The following is a 14,933-nucleotide window of genomic DNA, read 5'->3' on the forward strand; positions in this document are numbered from 1 at the left end:
GCGAGAATCGAGCATCCCGTGACCAGCACCGCAATCGGACCGAGGTGGATGCGACGCGCCCTGGCGACCGTGGCCGCACTGGCCCTCATCGGTGCCGGTCTGACCTCCGGCCGGTCGGTGGCGAGTGCCGCGACGGACCTGCCCGACGGGTCCTCCCCGGAGCGAGCCGCGGCCTCCTGCTGGGAGATCAGGCAGAACGACCCGGGCAGCCCCGACGGGACCTACTGGCTCGTGACGCCCACCCTGGTCGCACCCGCCCAGTTCTACTGCGACATGACCACCGACGGCGGAGGGTGGGTGCTCGTAGGTCGAGGCCGGGACGCCTGGAAGGAGCACTACACCGGGCTCCGTCCCGAGCGGATGCTCACGGCGGTGACCGGACCGGCGGCCTTCCAGCCCTCGCAGCTGCCGGCGTCGACGATCGACGGGCTCCTGGACGGCGGCCGGGTCGACGCCCTCGCCGACGGGATCCGGGTGCGCCGCGCTGCGGCGGCCGACGGCTCGGCCTGGCAGGAGGTCCGGCTCCGCCCCAGCAGCCGCGACCGGTGGACGTGGACCTTCGGCGCCGAGCACGGCCTGCGCAGCTTCTCCTTCAACGGGTCCTCCCGCAACGGCGGCCTGACCTCCGACTTCGGCGCCGACCAGGGCCTGCGCCGGGTCCGCACCGGCGAGAACTCGGCGATGGGCTACCGCGCGGGCTGGGCCTACGGCGACAGCGTCACCGGCAGCAGCTCCGAGACCAGCTATCTCTGGTCCCGCACGAACGGGCAGGGCCGGGCGCTGCCCTTCGCGCAGGTCTACCTGCGCCCCACGCTGCGGCTCTCGGACCTGGCCTTCCCGACGATCCCGGACGAGGGGGCACCGGCCCAGGAGCAGCGTCGCCTGCCCCAGAGCCAGGCCATGCCGACCGTCTGGGGCGTGACCGGTCTGGCCGCCGGCAGCGGCGAGTTGAACACCGAGGTCCAAGCCTTCGCCCAGGTGGGCCAGACCGTCTACGTCGGCGGCAACTTCAGCCAGGTCCAGCGAGACTCGGCCGGCCGCGACGTCGTGGCCCGGCGCTTCCTCGCCGGCTTCGACGTGAGCACCGGCGAGCTGGTCACCTCCTTCGCCCCGGTCCTGGACGGGCAGGTCAAGGCCCTGGCCGCACTCCCCGACGGACGCCTCGCCGTCGGCGGCACGTTCACGACGGTCGACGGGCAGGCCCGGCCCGGCCTGGCGTTCCTCGACCCCGTCACCGGCGCGCTCCAGGGCTGGCAGGTGGAGGTCCAGAACCGCAGCGCCTCCGGGGCGCTGTCGGTGCGCGGGATGTCGGTCTCCGACACCCACCTCTACCTGTCCGGATCGATGACGCACCTGCTGTCGGGAACCACGACCGCGTCCACGTGGAACGCCGGCCGCATACGCCTCTCCGACGGGCGGCCCGACACGGCCTGGAATCCCGCGCTCAACGGGACGTCCGTGGGCGTGCACGCCGCCGAGGCCGGCGACCGCGTCTACTACTCCGGCTACTTCCGCCAGACCGGCACGATCCCCACCACCAGCGCCTCCGCCGTCCTGACCGGCTCCGGGGCCTCCGTCGTCGAGCCCGTGTGGAGCCCGACGTTCAGCCGCACGCTCAACGACAATCTCTGGCAGCTCGGCGTCACGGAGGCCTCCGGACGGGTCTACCTCGGTGGCTCGGAGCACAGCCTGTTCGGCTACGACCGGGAGGGTTTCGCGCTGCGGTCGGGGTCGATCACCAAGGCGGGCGGGGACTTCCAGACGGTCGTCGCCGACGGCGATCTCGTCTACGGAGGCTGCCACTGCGGGCACTGGGTCTTCCAGGACTCCTACGCGTGGCCCACGCTGACCCCCGGCTGGACCCAGGCCGACCAGATCACCACCATCGGGGCCTGGGACGCCGCCAGCGGCACCTACCTGCCCGAGTTCAACCCGGTCCTCAAGGGACGGGCCGGGTATGGGGCATGGGCCTCCTTCGTCGACTCCACCGGGGTGCTGTGGGTCGGGGGCGACTACGTCAGCTCCCTGCGGGCCAACTACGTCAACCAGTGGTCCGGCGGCTTCGCACGCTTCGCGCCGCGTGACGTCACCGCCCCCTCCGCGCCGACGTCGCTCCTGGTGACCGCCGGCGCCCAGCTCGAGCTGACCTGGGATGCGGAGGCAGGTGGTGGCGTCGCACGCTACGAGGTCCTCCGGGACGGACGCGTGATCGCAATCCCCACGACCACCAGCACCTCGGTGGCGCTGCCCCAGGGCGTGGCACGCTACGCGGTGCGCGCGGTCGACGCGGCGGGCAACCGGTCTGCCACGACACCCGTCCAGGTCGTGGACCCCGCCACGATCCCCGTGAGCACCACCTTCGTGGCCGCGGGCTCGACGTGGTCGTGGCGCTTCGACACCACGGCGCCCGCGGAGGGATGGACGCAGCTCGGGCACGACGACTCCGGCTGGGCCACGGGCGAGGCGGTCCTGGGCTACGGCTCGTCCTCGGTCTCCACCGACATCTCCGTCGGTGCGCCCACGCGGCGTCCGCTCTCGGCGCAGTTCCGGCACGAGTTCACCGTCTCCGACCCCGGGGAGTACGGCACGGTCGACCTGACCCTGCTGGGCAACGACGGAGCGGTCGTCTGGCTCAACGGCACCGAGGTCGCCCGCGTCAACCTGCCCACGGGTCCCATCACCTCCACCACCCTGGCGACCGCGGCTCCCCCGGCCAGCGCGCCCCCGGTCACCATCTCGGTGCCGGCGGCCCTGCTGACCGAGGGCGACAACGTCCTGGCCGCACAGACCCACCTCAACTACCGCAGCACCCCCAACGTCCTCTTCGACCTGAGCCTGGTGGGGACGGAGGGGCCCGCCGTGGCACCCGACCCGCCCGCGGCCGCCTCGCTCCAAGCGCTGGCCACCTCACCGTCGACGGTGGAGCTGGCCTGGGAGCACGTCCCCGGTGACTACTTCAGCGGCTACGTCCTCGAGCGGGACGGCGCCGTGGTGGCCGAGCTGGGGCCGGACGCCCGGGCCCACACCGACGAGGGGCTGGAGCCGGGATCGAGCCACAGCTACACCGTCAGCGCCGTGGACGCCTTCGGGCAGGCGACGCCCTCGCAGGCCGCCGAGGTCACCCTGCCCGAGCCGGTCCCCGACCCGGTGGTGCTCGTCGCCGAGGGCTCCTCGTGGTCGTGGCGGTTCGACGCCGCACCCCTGGCCGAGGACTGGGTCCAAGCCGCCTTCGACGACCAGGGCTGGGCGGTCGGCAGCGCGGTCCTGGGCTACGGCAGCTCCAAGGTCAGCACCGACCTCAAGGCCGGTGCGCCCACGCCGCGTCCGCTGTCGGTGCAGTTCCGTCACGAGTTCACGGTGGACGACCCGTCCGGTCTCGGGGCGACCCAGCTCACCTTCCTCGCCAACGACGGGGCGGTCGTCTGGCTCAACGGCACCGAGGTCGCCCGGGTCAACCTGCCGACGGGCCCCCTCACGCAGAACACGTTCGCCACGGCGGCCCCCGGTGCCGGCGCGGCTCCCGTCACCGTGGCCGTTCCGCCAGGGCTGCTGGTGGCCGGCCAGAACGTCGTGACCGCCCAGACCCACCTGAACTACCGCAACAGCCCCAACATCCTCTTCGACCTCGAGGCGGAGGAGGTGCCCCCGGCCCCGTGACCCGTCCCGCCACCAGCACCACGCACCCGACCCTGGGGAGCCGCCCGCGCTACCGGGAGTCGGTCGCTGCGCTGTCGGCGGCACAGAAGTCGGGAGCCGGGGTCCCGGCCTACCTCCGCTGGGTCAACCGCGGGCTGGGCCGACGCCTGGCCGCCCTGGCCCACGTCGCCGGCATGTCTCCCAACCAGGTGACGACGCTCAGCATGGGCGCCTCCGTCGTGGCGGCGCTCCTGATGGTGACGCTGCCGGCGACCGTCCCCGCCGCCGTGGGCATCGTCGTCCTGCTGCTCCTCGGCTACGCCCTGGACTCGGCCGACGGCCAGCTCGCCCGGCTCCAGGGCTCCGGGTCGCCGGCCGGCGAGTGGCTCGACCACGTCATGGACGCCGTGCGCCAGCCTCTCGTGCACCTCGCCGTCGGGCTCCACCTCGCCCGCCACACCGACGAACGCTGGTCCTGGGCCGCGGCGGGTGCCGGGGTCTTCATGGTGGTCGCCTCCGCGTGGTTCCTCTCCCAGCTCCTGGCGGAGCAGCTGGCGGCCCGCTCGGCGTCGACCACGACGCCGGTCTCCCCCGGGACCTCAACGTCCCCCTGGTGGCTCTCGTTCGTGAAGCTGCCCTACGACACGGGCTTCCTCTACCTCGGCCTTCTCCTGCTGCCCTGGCCGTCCATCTTCGTCCCCTTCTACCTCGCCCTGCTCGGCCTGACGATCCTGGTCGCGTGCCTGTCCGGCATCCGCAAGTACGCCACGCTGGCCGCCACCCCATCACCAGCCCGGCCAGGGAGGTCGGAGCCGTGACCGTGACCACCGGGGACGAGGCGCTGAGCCGGGCGCAGTTCCGCCAGGCGCAGGAGCAGCGCCGGATCGCGACCGACGCGGTGGCGCAGCTCCCTGCCTGGCCGCTCCTGGCCCTGCTGTGGGGCCTGCCCCTCTGGTGGGTGCTGGGTCTCTTCCCGGTGAGCTCGGTCATCGTCGCGGTGCCCATGGTGTGCTACCTGGTGCTCAAGCGCGACGTGGTCGTGGTGCCCGGGATCCTGCCCTACGTCGCCCTCCTGGCGTGGATGGTGCCCAGCGCCCTGATGCTGGACGGGGGCATGCTCAGCTTCCTCATCCGCTTCTCCCAGCTCGCGTCCGTGGCGGTGATCGCGGTCTACGTGGTCAACGCCCGGGCACAGCTGCCCGACTCCCGCATCCTCGCCGGCCTCGTCGCCGTGTGGGGTGCCGTCGTCGCCGGCGGGTATCTCGGCCTCCTGGCCCCCGACCTGCAGCTGACCTGGACCGTCGGTCGGCTCCTGCCCGGTGGCCTGGCCGGCAACGACTACGTGCGCGACATGGTCTTCCCCACCGCCGCCGAGATCCAGCACCCCTGGGGTGCGCCCGAGCCCTTCGTGCGTCCCTCGGCACCGTTCTCCTACACCAACGGGTGGGGCGCCTCGATCGCTCTCTTCGTGCCGGTGCTGCTCGGCGCCGGGCTGCGCACGCCGACACCGGTCAGGAAGGGGCTGGTCCTTGCCGCGATCGCCCTGACCATCCCGCCCGCCCTGGCCACGACCAACCGCGGCCTTTTCCTGACCTGGGCGGTCGTCCTGGCCTATGTCGCGCTGCGCCTGACGCTGCGGGGGCACCTGGCCGTCCCCCTCGCGGCAGGCGTGGGGGTGGGGATCCTGTCCGTCAGCGGAGGGTGGGCGGCCCTGATGCGCCTGCTGACGGCCAGGCAGGAGGTCGTGGACACCACAGCAGGTCGGGCAGGCCTCTACCGGGAGGCCTTCGAGCGGACGCTCGGGTCGCCCCTCCTGGGTTTCGGTGCGCCCCGCCAGTCCTACTGGAGCGAGATCTACGTCGGCACCCAGGGCATGGTCTGGAACGTCCTCTTCTGCTTCGGTTTCGTCGGCCTGGGCCTGTTCGCCTGGTTCATGCTGGGCCTGGTCCTGCGGACCTTCGCCGCCCCCACGACCTGGCAGCTGTGGCTGCACTCCGCCCTGGTCGCGGCTGCCTTCATGAGCATCTTCTACGGACTCGACAGGCACCTGCCCTATATCGCCGTCGTCGCGGCGATGCTGCTGCGCCACCGTTACCTGCCGCCCGTCGCGGTGCTGCGGCCATGAGCGCGCCCAGGGGCGGACGGCCGGTGGTGGGGTCCGGCGCGCGGGTCCCGGCGGCGACCGGGCCCGGCCGGGCCGGTGGTGAGTCCCTGCTCGGTGCCGGGACGATCAGTCTCGTCGGATCCAGCGTGGCGGCCGGCACCGCCCTCGTGCTCGCCGTGGTGGTCGCGCGCAGTTTCGGCCCCGCCGGGACCGGCGTCTTCTTCCAGCTCGTGGGCTGGTTCGCCGTCCTGGCCGGCATCCTGAAGCTGGGGACCAACAGCGGCCTGGTCCGGGGGCTGGCCCGGTCCCGGGCGTTGGGCCAGTCGCAGCCGGAGGGCCAGCTGCTCTGGTATGCGGTGTGGCCGGTGCTCCTCGTGTCCACGCTCGTCGCGGCGGCGGTCTGGGTCTGGGCGCCAGGGCTCGCGGCGAGGCTGGGCCCGGCCGCGTCCGGCCCCGACATGGCCGGGGCGGGAACGGCCGAGGCGCTGAGGGCCCTCGCCCCCTGCCTGGTCGTCGCCGCGGTGATGTCCACCCTTCACACCGCCGTGCGGATGATGCGGGGTGTCCTCGCGTTCACCCTCCTCCAGAACGTGCTGATCCCGCTGGGACGCATCGTCGCCGTGGTGGCGGCAGCCTGGGCCGGCTGGAACGTCCTCGGGGCCGTCGTCGCCTGGGCTGCGCTCCTGCCCCTGTGGCTGCTCCTGACGGTCTGCGTCCTGTGGGGACCGGTCTTGCGCGACCTGCGAGGGCGCGCCCGGCGGGACGCCGGCGCCGGAGGCCGGGAGACGCTGGGCGGATTCTGGAGGTTCACCGGCGGTCGCGCAGTGGGCTCGGCGGTCGAGGTGGCGCTGGAGTGGGCGGACGTCCTCGTGGTGGCCGCCCTCCGGCCCGCCCACGAGGCCGGCATCTACGCCGTCGTGACCCGGGCCGTGCGGGCCGGTCAGGTCGGGGACCGTGCGCTGCGGGTCGCGGCCAGCCCGCGCATCGCCCATCTGCTCGCGGTGCGTGACAGCGACGGCGCCGCACGGCTCCACACCGTCGCGACGACCGGCCTGGTCCTGCTGGTCTGGCCCTTCTATCTCGTCCTGATCATCATGGGTCCGGCCGTGCTGGCCCTCTTCGGCGAGGGATTCCGGGCGGGCGCGCTGCCTCTGGCGCTGCTCTCGTCGGCAGCCATGCTGGCCGCCCTCGCCGGGATGCTGCAGAGCATCCTGCTCATGGCGGGGCGGAGCAGCTGGCAGGTCTGGACCAAGGGCACGGCGCTGCTCCTGAGCGTGGTCCTCAACCTGGTCCTGGTGCCTCGGCTGGGCCTGCTGGGGGCAGCCACGGCCTTCTGCATCGTGGTCCTGGTCGACACCACGGCCGCCGCCGTCCTGGTCCACCGCGGCGTGGGTGTCGAGCTGCGGCCCAGAGCCGTGCTCCCCGCCGCCCTCGCCCCGCTGCTGTGCTTCGGCCTCCCGGGCCTGCTCGTGCGCTCGACCTGGGGCAGCGCGCCGCAGGCCCTGGTCGTCTACGTCGCCTCGGCCGCGGTCCTCTACCTCTTCGTGCTGTGGCGGCTCCGTGAACGGCTCGGCCTCAGCCTGCTGGCGTCTCCTGCCGAGGACGGGGAGCGGCCACGTCCAGCTGTGGGGCCGAGCCCTTCCGCGCACTCGGCACCAGCCGACGTCCGACCCACAGCCCGCGCCTGAGCGCCCGTTCCATCCCCGACCCAGCGATCCCCGCCCGAGCCGCGGCCGGCTCCGCGCCCCGGCTCACTGGCTCGGCGCTCTCCCCGGCTGTCGTCGCCAGCCCGTCCAGGTGCCGGATCGCGACGGCCGCCCCGGGAGAGCGATAGCTCACCGTCCGCCGCACCTCGACCCGGCCGCCCAGGGCCTGGTCGAGCAGCTCGTGGAGCATCGCTTCGGTCTCGGCCAGGTGCACGAGGCCGTCCCGCGCGAGCAGCCGACCGAAGTGCACCTGATGGTGGTCGACGACCTCGTTCAGCTCCGGCAGGCGTGGCACGACGATGGGGACGTGTCCCACGGCCAGCGCGTCCATGACACCGCCCGCACCCCCCTGCAGGACCAGCACGTCGGCGGCGGAGTAGGTCTGGAGCAGCACGGGGTGGGGCAGCATCACGACGTTGTCCGCGTCCTGTGCCGACCGCGAGACGCCGTGCTGGACCAGCACCTCGACCCCCTGTGGTCGCTGCCAGGAGTCGGTCCAGTCCACGAGCCGGTCGAAGGGCAGGTGGTAGGTGCCCAGGCTCACCACGACGCGGGCCGTCACAGGACCACCCCGACGCACTCGCTGCCGGGGACCTGCTCGGCCAGCTCCGGCCACTGGACGAAGAACCGGTCGGCGAAGGGATAGAGCAGTCGTCCGCTCAGCGACAGGTCGCTGATGCGGTCCACCGGTTCGAGGTGGACGGTCCAGGCGCCCACGGAGCGGGCCTGGACGAAGAAGGGAACCACCGCGGCCGCACCCGTGCTGAGGATGACGTCGGGGCGGAAGTCGCGCAGGACGCGACGGGCGAGCAGGGTGTTGCGGAGCAGGTTGGGCACGTTGCGGACCGTCGGATAGTGGGCCTCGACGACGTCCTCGCCGACGAGCCGGGCCCGGGCATCCTCGGTCGGCAGGGTGACCCACCGCCGCTCGTGCTGCTCCCACCACGGTCGCAGCGCCCACATCTGGGCCAGGTGGCCGCCGGAGGAACACACCAGGAGCACCCTCATCAGATCCCCTTCCCCATCCGCTGCACCACGCGCACGACCCAGCCCGTGCGCAGGAGTCCCGCACCGATCCCCCAGGCCAGCGCCGCCTTGGGCTGGCGGGGATGGTGCCGCAGGGCCCGCACGGCCCACCGCCGGCCCAGGGCACGCTGGCCGGCGGCCGACCTCGCGAAGGCGATCTGGCTCTCGATCCGGCCCACCGCGCGAGGGCTGCTGCGGAACTCCGGGTGCCGGTCCAGCATCCACTCCAGCGCATCCGCATACTGGGCCCACTTGCCGAAGAAGAACGACTGCCCCTGCCAGGTGACCACCGTCAACGGCTCGTTGACGACGCGGATCGCGCCGGCCCTGGCCGTCCGGAGGAGGAGGTCGTAGTCCTCCCCGTAGCTGCCCGGCAGCTGCTCGTCGACCATCCCGATGTCGGTGAGCACCTCCTTGCGGAAGAGGAAGGAGCTGGAGTGCAGGCCGGGGAGCCGGTCGTGGAGGAGATGTGCGTGGGTGACCGGATCGTGCGGGACCAGGCGCAGGTGCGTCCGGTCCACCGCCTGCACCTCGATCGCCGTCCCCACGAGGACGGCCTCCGGATGGCGCCGGAGCACCTCGACCTGGGCCCGGAGCTTGCCCGGCTGCCAGGCGTCGTCGTCGTCGAGGAAGGCCACCAGGTCGTGGCTCGCGGCCGCGATCCCGCTGTTGCGCGCCCCGGCCAACCCCCTGGCCCTCCGGTTGGTCCGCGTCCTCAGCGTGCGCGTCGTCGAGGTCGGCACGTCGGGCACGAAGGGCTCGCAGGCGTCGAAGACGATGACGACCTCGATCTCTCCGTCGTAGTCCTGGTCCACCACGCTGCGGACCGCCCGCGTCATCATTTCCGGCCGGTTGTGCGTGGGGACGACTACTGTGACCGCAGGGAGTCCGCCGTCGCGATCCTGGTCCGGGACCGACGGCCCCGGCGCAGGCTCGTCGACCTGCGGGAAGGAAGGTTGCGAGGTGGTCGGGGCATGATCTCCACCCGCGGGCGGGACGCCGCCCTCCTGCGCATCTACGCGCTCAAGTCGGGCCTGGCCCAGCGCCCGGCCCGACGGGCCGCCGAGGACATGGCCCGGGCCGAGTCGCTGTCCCCCGACGCTCTGGGGCAGCTGCAGCGCGAGCGGGCCCGGGATCTGCTTCGGCACGCCTACGACACCGTCCCCTACTACGCCGAGACCTTCGACGCCGCCGGTCTGGGCCGTGGAGACCTGGACCGGGACGACTCCTGGTCGGCCGTGCCGGTGCTGACCAAGTCGGCCGTCAAGGAGCACCAGGAGCGTCTCGTCTCCCCCGGCCTGCGCGGCCGGGGCCTGGTCTCCTCGACGGGAGGGAGCACCGGCCAGCCGTTGCGGGTGCTGCACGACCGCAGCTCCCCGATCGCGGCGCTGTGGTGGCGTGCCTATCGCTGGTGGGGCGTCGGTCCGGGCCTGCACGAGGGCTTCGTCAACCGCCAGCGACGCGGCCGGCTCCGCACCCTGGCCCACGACGCCCAGTGGTGGCCCGCCCGGCACCTCTACCTGGACGCCCAGGGCATGGGTCCGCAGGAGATGGACTCCTTCGTGGCGCGCTGGAACAGGGTGCGGCCCTCGGTGCTGACCGGCTACGTCGAGGGGGTCCACCAGCTGGCCCAACACGTGCGGCGCACGGGGAGTGCCTTCGCGCCACCCCTCGCCATCGCGGTGACCGCCTCCGTGCTGCACCCCAGCCAGCGCCAGACGGTGGAGCATGTGCTGGGGGCCCCGGTCCACGACTGCTACCGGTCCGCGGAGGTGCCGTGGATCGCCGCCCAGTGCCAGGTCCGCAGCGGTCTGCACGTCATGGCCGACCACCGCATCGTGGAGATCGTCGACGACGACGGCGCTCCCGCTCCCCCCGGTCAGCTCGGCCATGTGCTCGTCACCGACCTGAGCAACCTCGTCTTCCCGCTGATCCGCTACCGCATCGGGGACCGGGCCACGGCCCTGGCGGACGACTGCCCGTGCGGGCGCGGTCTTCCGCTGGTGTCCCCCGTCGACGGGCGAGAGGTCGACGTGCTGCGGGGACCGGAGGGTCATGTGGTCGCCGGTGGCCTGAGCGCGCTGTTCAGCACCCACCCGGGGGTGGTCGAGCACTTCCAGATCGAGCAAGCGGCCGACTACTCCATCACCCTGCGCTACGTCCCGGGCAGCTCGTCCGAGGAGGCGGCCGCCGTCGCCGGGATCGCCGCCCGCCGGATCGAGACCATGCTGCACGACACCGTCACGGTGCAGCCCCTGGCCGTCGCCGAGATCGCGCACCAGGGGGGCAAGACCCGCCTGGTCGTCTCCCACGTGCACGACTGATCACCCGACCGTCGCGGCGGCCACCGACCGGTCCAGGCCCCAGATGTCGCGCGCGATCCGGGCGGTCGACTCGATGTGTGCCGCGGACGAGGCGCCGAAGACCACCGACTGGATCGCCGGTATCTGCGCCACCCACTCCAGCGCCTCCCGGGGCGGGATGGCTCCGGAGGCGAAGACCGACATCGCGATGGCCCGGCAGCGCTGCGCCTCCAGCATCTCGATGTAGGTGCGGATCCCACCGCTCATCCGGAACCCCAGCTTGTTGATGTTGGCGCAGACCAGGGGGTTCTCCATCCCTGCCCTCTCCAGCACCGGGACGAGCATGGGCAGGTTCATCGTGATGAAGCCGGGCTCGGCGCCGTAGCGTTCCCGGACGTGCCGGGCGAACACGGCGAAGGCCTCGGTGAACTCCAGGCCGAGCAGCAGGTCGACGACGACGTTCTGCAGGAAGATCACCGGCGTGCGCGCGCCGGCGAACATCTTCATCTCGGCGTCGATGAGGAGGGTCATCACCCCCTCGATGTCCCGTCGGGCCATCGAGGCTCCACCTCGCAGGAGCGCGTTGACCGTCCCCTCCTGCGGCATGAAGCGACGGACCGCCCCGATCATGCCGTCCTCGGTCACCGCGTTGGCGTACTTGTGGGCGTAGGGCATGCCCGGGTAGAAGGTCAGCGCGGAGAACCTGTCCGGGTCCTGACGGGCCCGCTCCACGACGTCGGCGATGCGGTCGTGGGTGGTGCACATGAAGGTCGAGATCCCCTGCTCGCAGGCGCAGGCCAGGACGTCCATGATGGCGTCGAGGTCCTGGAAGCGCACCGCCTGGGCGCGCGCCTTCTCCTCCGACATGTGGTTGACGCCGAAGAACTGGTTGTCCCCGAACAGCAGACGGTCCACGGCTACCTCATCCTCGCCAGCGAGGCCACGGCCCGCGCCCCGGTCAGGAGCGCCAGCGCCGAGCTGCGACGCGGCCTGCGGGTCCGGGCGGTCGGCGAGAGCTCCTCCACAGGACCGCTCCCGGCGGGGTTGGTCCAGGCGCACGCGGTCGAGTCGCGCAGCAGCATGTCCATGACCTCGTCGGTCCGCGCGGCGCTGCGGAAGCTGTTGATCGGCTCATCGACGGTCCGGACCCGGTCCCGCCTGGCGATGGACCTGGTGACGAAGTAGTCGAGCTGGGCGCTGTACTCCTCGCCCCTGAGGTAGAACCACCCCGTCGGGGTCAGCTCGGTGGTGTAGCGGATGTTCCAGCCGCTCCGGTAGCCCTCCGGCATCTTCGCGCCGGCACGCAGGTAGACCTGGCAGGCCTGCCGGTCGACGGTGATCTTGCCCTGGGTGCCCCAGATGGACAGCTGGGTCGACATCTTGCGCTGGGACTCGTCCGACCAGTTCACGGCCAGCTGGGCGCTCACGTCGTCCTGGTAACGGATCGTGGCGTAGACGGCGTCGTCGGTGGCGGGAGAGAAGATCGGGGCCACGACGGTCCCCGACACCGCCACGGGCTCCCCGAGGCACCAGTTGAGCAGGTCGATCGGGTGGGCCGCGTAGTCGTAGAGGCAGCTGCCGCCCTGGTCCCGGCGCGAGCGCCAGCTCGCGCCCGGGCTGCGCAGCACCACCGGTCCCTCCGCCTGGCCGTGCGCGTGCACCACCTTGCCGATCGCGCCGGTGGCCACGAGCCGCTGGCACTCCTGGAAGGAGGCGACGAACCGGTTGTGGTAGCCCACCTGCGTGTGGAGCCCGCGGACCTCGCCCAGTGCGGCGAGCTCGAGCGACTCCGCCGGGGAGAGGGTCAGCGGCTTCTCGCAGAACGTGTGCAGCCCGCTCGCCAGGGCCTCCTGGACGAGCGGGTGGTGCGAGCTCGTCGGGGTGGCGATGACGAGCGCCTCCGGACGCGCCCGCTCGATGAGATCACCCATCCGGGTGTAGGTCGTGACGCCGGTGTAGCGGGACAGCACGTCGAGGAGCAGCCGGGAGGAGTCGCAGACGCCCACCACCTCAACCTCGGGGTGCGCCCTGATCATGGACAGGTGGGAAAGACCCATCTTCCCCACACCGACCAGCCCGACCCGCAACTTCTCCCTGCTCATATCTGCTCCTTCATCGAGTGTTCTTACGCCCTGCACGGACTGTGCCCACGGTGCGTGGCGGCACCTGACGCAGCGCCAGACGACCCAGCAGCATCGCCAGCGCCGCCCCCGAGATCGCCCCTGCCATCAGCCCGCCTGCCCCGAAGACGACGACCCCCGGGGTGGCCGGTGACGACGGCGCCACCGCCGGCGTGACCAGCCGCCCGCGCTGCTGCGCGGGTGCCTCCGCCGCGATCTGCAGGTCCAGCAGCTGTTGCTCGGTGGAGTCGAGCTCGGCGACCAGCGCCCTCGCCCGGGACGACCCGGGGGTCGCTTCCGCCAGGCGGTCACCCAGGTCGTCGACCCGAGCCTGCAGCTGGCCGACCTGCGCCTCCAGCGCCGCGGCATCGGTCCCCTGGTCGCGGTAGGCGACCGCGACGGCGTTGGCCAGCTCGGCCGCACGCCCGGCCTGGTCGGCCTCGGCCGTGAACCGCAGCGCCTTCGCCCCGCGAGGCACGGACACGGACACCGCCTGCCGCACCTGCGCGGCCGTCGTCCCCAGGCCCTCGGCCGCGTGCGTCATGATCTCGGTGGAGGAGGCGACCAGCTGCTCGGTCTCCATGCTGAGCTGCCCGCCCGGCTGCTCGCTCAGGATGAGGACGGCGCTGGCCTCGTAGGTCTTGGGCCACAAGAAGCCCGCCGCCACCCCGAGGGCGGCACCGAGCAACGCCAGCCTGACGATCCAGCCCCAGCCCTTGGCCAGCACGCTCGACAGGCTGATCACGCTCGTCCGGTTCTGCACCGAAAACACTCCTTCGTCGCCCTCCGGATGGACCGAGTCACGGTCCGGTCCATCCGCCCTGCTCTCCGACGGCCCTGCACCGTGGAGTCTTCGTCCACCGTCGGCGACGGTGGGCGGTCGTGCTAGGAGGCCGCCCAGTCCTCGAGCACCCCTCGGAGGAGGGTGCTGCTGGTGTGGACGGTGTAGGGGAAATAGACGACCTCGACGCCGACCGTCGCCATGAGCTCCTCCAGCGCCGCACCCCGAGGCGTGCCCCGCCAGTCGTCACCCTTGAAGATGACGTCGAAGCGCAGCCGCCGCCACATCTCCAGCTTGGTGGAGGCGTCCTCCACCACGGCCTCGTCCACCAGCCGGCAGTGCCGGACCATCTCCACGCGCTCCACGAGCGGAACCACCGGGAGCCGCCCCTTGACCAACGCGGCGTGCTCGTCGGTGACCACCCCCGCGATGAGGTGGTCGCAGGCCCCACGGGCGTGCGTGAAGATGTTGAGGTGTCCGACATGAAGCATGTCGAACACCCCTGGCACATAGCCGATCCGCCCAGGTGGGCGGTCCGTCAATCCCTGCATCGACGACTCCCAACATCCCCGTCGGCCATCACGGTGGCCGAGCACTCACCACCCTGGCAGCCATCAGGGAGTCAGGCATGAGCCTTAAGGATGATTTCCGCGCCCCGTGCGGATCAGCCGGTCTGCCAGCTCTCGAAGACGAGCCAGGTGCGGGTGCCACGCACCCCCGGGACCGCCTGGATCTGCTCGAGCACGACGTCACGCAGCTCGTGGTTGTCGCGCGCCCGCACCTCGACGAGCATGTCGAACTCCGCGCCGACGAGCGCGACCTTCTGCACCCCGGGGAGCGCCGACATCGCCTCCAGCACCTCACGCCACGAACCCTGCTCGATCGAGACCGAGACGTAGGCGGCCGTCGTCAGCCCCAGCTGCTCCGGGTCCACGCGCGCCGCATACCCGGTGATCACCTGGTCGCGGTGCAACCGCTCGAGCCGGGAGTATGCGGTGGCGCGGCTGATGTGCAGCCGCTCGGCGAGCGCGCGGACCGACAACCGCCCGTCCCGACGCAGCTCGGCCACGATCGCCCGGTCGGTGTCGTCCAGACCTGGCGCCACCTGTCTCGCCACCCCCGAGGTGTCCTGGATCACACTGGACGTCTGGTCATCCTTCATGCCTCAACTGTGCCAGACGTCTTGACATTGGCGCTGTCGTTGAGGCCATCGGTCACGACGCGGGACGATGGAGGGCAGACGTCCAACCAGGAGGC

The 14,933-nt window shown here is 72.2% G+C and carries 13 protein-coding genes; 5 read left to right on the top strand and 8 right to left on the bottom strand.

The annotated features are described in order from the left end of the window. The first annotated feature begins 18 nt into the window (after window positions 1-18). Genes ACTMMA_RS11570 through ACTMMA_RS11585 form a run of 4 tightly spaced genes read left to right on the top strand, consistent with a single transcriptional unit; the run spans window position 19 to window position 7,428 of the window. On the top strand, window positions 19-3,657 hold the full coding sequence (locus ACTMMA_RS11570; RefSeq protein ID WP_441190286.1) for a fibrinogen-like YCDxxxxGGGW domain-containing protein: 3,639 nt from the start codon (window positions 19-21) through the stop codon (window positions 3,655-3,657). Further along, window positions 3,654-4,454 carry a CDP-alcohol phosphatidyltransferase family protein gene (locus ACTMMA_RS11575; protein ID WP_441190287.1) on the top strand — a complete coding sequence of 267 codons (801 nt, stop codon included), beginning with the start codon at window positions 3,654-3,656 and terminating at the stop codon, window positions 4,452-4,454. Before ACTMMA_RS11570 ends, ACTMMA_RS11575 begins: the two co-directional genes overlap by 4 nt. Beyond that, window positions 4,451-5,761: an O-antigen ligase family protein gene (locus tag ACTMMA_RS11580; protein ID WP_441190288.1), complete on the top strand. Its 1,311-nt coding sequence runs from the start codon at window positions 4,451-4,453 to the stop codon at window positions 5,759-5,761. Before ACTMMA_RS11575 ends, ACTMMA_RS11580 begins: the two co-directional genes overlap by 4 nt. After that, window positions 5,758-7,428 carry a lipopolysaccharide biosynthesis protein gene (locus ACTMMA_RS11585; RefSeq protein ID WP_441190289.1) on the top strand — a complete coding sequence of 557 codons (1,671 nt, stop codon included), beginning with the start codon at window positions 5,758-5,760 and terminating at the stop codon, window positions 7,426-7,428. The genes ACTMMA_RS11580 and ACTMMA_RS11585 overlap by 4 nt, the downstream gene beginning before the upstream one ends. On the opposite strand, the gene ACTMMA_RS11590 is transcribed toward ACTMMA_RS11585, so the two are convergent. From ACTMMA_RS11590 to ACTMMA_RS11600, 3 genes are read right to left on the bottom strand one after another with little or no spacing between them, the layout of a single operon-like run. Next, entirely contained in the window at window positions 7,316-8,008 is a 693-nt protein-coding gene (locus ACTMMA_RS11590) for a glycosyltransferase (RefSeq protein WP_441190290.1), read from the bottom strand. The two genes, ACTMMA_RS11585 and ACTMMA_RS11590, sit on opposite strands and share 113 nt — an antisense overlap. Next, entirely contained in the window at window positions 8,005-8,454 is a 450-nt protein-coding gene (locus ACTMMA_RS11595; protein ID WP_441190291.1) for a UDP-N-acetylglucosamine--LPS N-acetylglucosamine transferase, read from the bottom strand. Before ACTMMA_RS11595 ends, ACTMMA_RS11590 begins: the two co-directional genes overlap by 4 nt. Then, the gene (locus ACTMMA_RS11600; RefSeq protein ID WP_441190318.1) at window positions 8,454-9,515 is read right to left on the bottom strand and encodes a glycosyltransferase family 2 protein; all 1,062 of its coding nucleotides are present in this window, start codon (window positions 9,513-9,515) and stop codon (window positions 8,454-8,456) included. The genes ACTMMA_RS11595 and ACTMMA_RS11600 overlap by 1 nt, the downstream gene beginning before the upstream one ends. Between ACTMMA_RS11600 and ACTMMA_RS11605 the strand changes: the two genes are divergently transcribed. Further along, window positions 9,447-10,796 carry a phenylacetate--CoA ligase family protein gene (locus ACTMMA_RS11605; RefSeq protein WP_441190321.1) on the top strand — a complete coding sequence of 450 codons (1,350 nt, stop codon included), beginning with the start codon at window positions 9,447-9,449 and terminating at the stop codon, window positions 10,794-10,796. The genes ACTMMA_RS11600 and ACTMMA_RS11605 overlap by 69 nt on opposite strands. Here ACTMMA_RS11605 and ACTMMA_RS11610 read toward each other — a convergent pair whose 3' ends face one another. The 5 genes from ACTMMA_RS11610 to ACTMMA_RS11630 form a co-directional block, all read right to left on the bottom strand. Continuing rightward, the gene (locus tag ACTMMA_RS11610; protein WP_441190292.1) at window positions 10,797-11,690 is read right to left on the bottom strand and encodes a hypothetical protein; all 894 of its coding nucleotides are present in this window, start codon (window positions 11,688-11,690) and stop codon (window positions 10,797-10,799) included. It abuts the gene before it with no gap. Window positions 11,691-11,692: 2 nt separating this feature from the next. After that, the gene (locus ACTMMA_RS11615; RefSeq protein WP_441190293.1) at window positions 11,693-12,877 is read right to left on the bottom strand and encodes a Gfo/Idh/MocA family protein; all 1,185 of its coding nucleotides are present in this window, start codon (window positions 12,875-12,877) and stop codon (window positions 11,693-11,695) included. Window positions 12,878-12,887: 10 nt separating this feature from the next. Further along, window positions 12,888-13,658 (bottom strand): Wzz/FepE/Etk N-terminal domain-containing protein, encoded by a 771-nt coding sequence (locus ACTMMA_RS11620; protein ID WP_441190294.1) that lies wholly within the window; start codon window positions 13,656-13,658, stop codon window positions 12,888-12,890. 122 nt (window positions 13,659-13,780) lie between these two features. Beyond that, window positions 13,781-14,227, bottom strand: a complete 447-nt coding sequence (locus ACTMMA_RS11625; protein ID WP_441190295.1) for an FAD synthase family protein — start codon at window positions 14,225-14,227, stop codon at window positions 13,781-13,783. Between the two features lie 113 nt (window positions 14,228-14,340). After that, window positions 14,341-14,838, bottom strand: a complete 498-nt coding sequence (locus tag ACTMMA_RS11630; RefSeq protein WP_441190296.1) for an Lrp/AsnC family transcriptional regulator — start codon at window positions 14,836-14,838, stop codon at window positions 14,341-14,343. Window positions 14,839-14,933: the final 95 nt, after the last annotated feature.

The organism is Ornithinimicrobium panacihumi (assembly GCF_052073805.1).
Taxonomy (GTDB): domain Bacteria; phylum Actinomycetota; class Actinomycetes; order Actinomycetales; family Dermatophilaceae; genus Ornithinicoccus; species Ornithinicoccus panacihumi.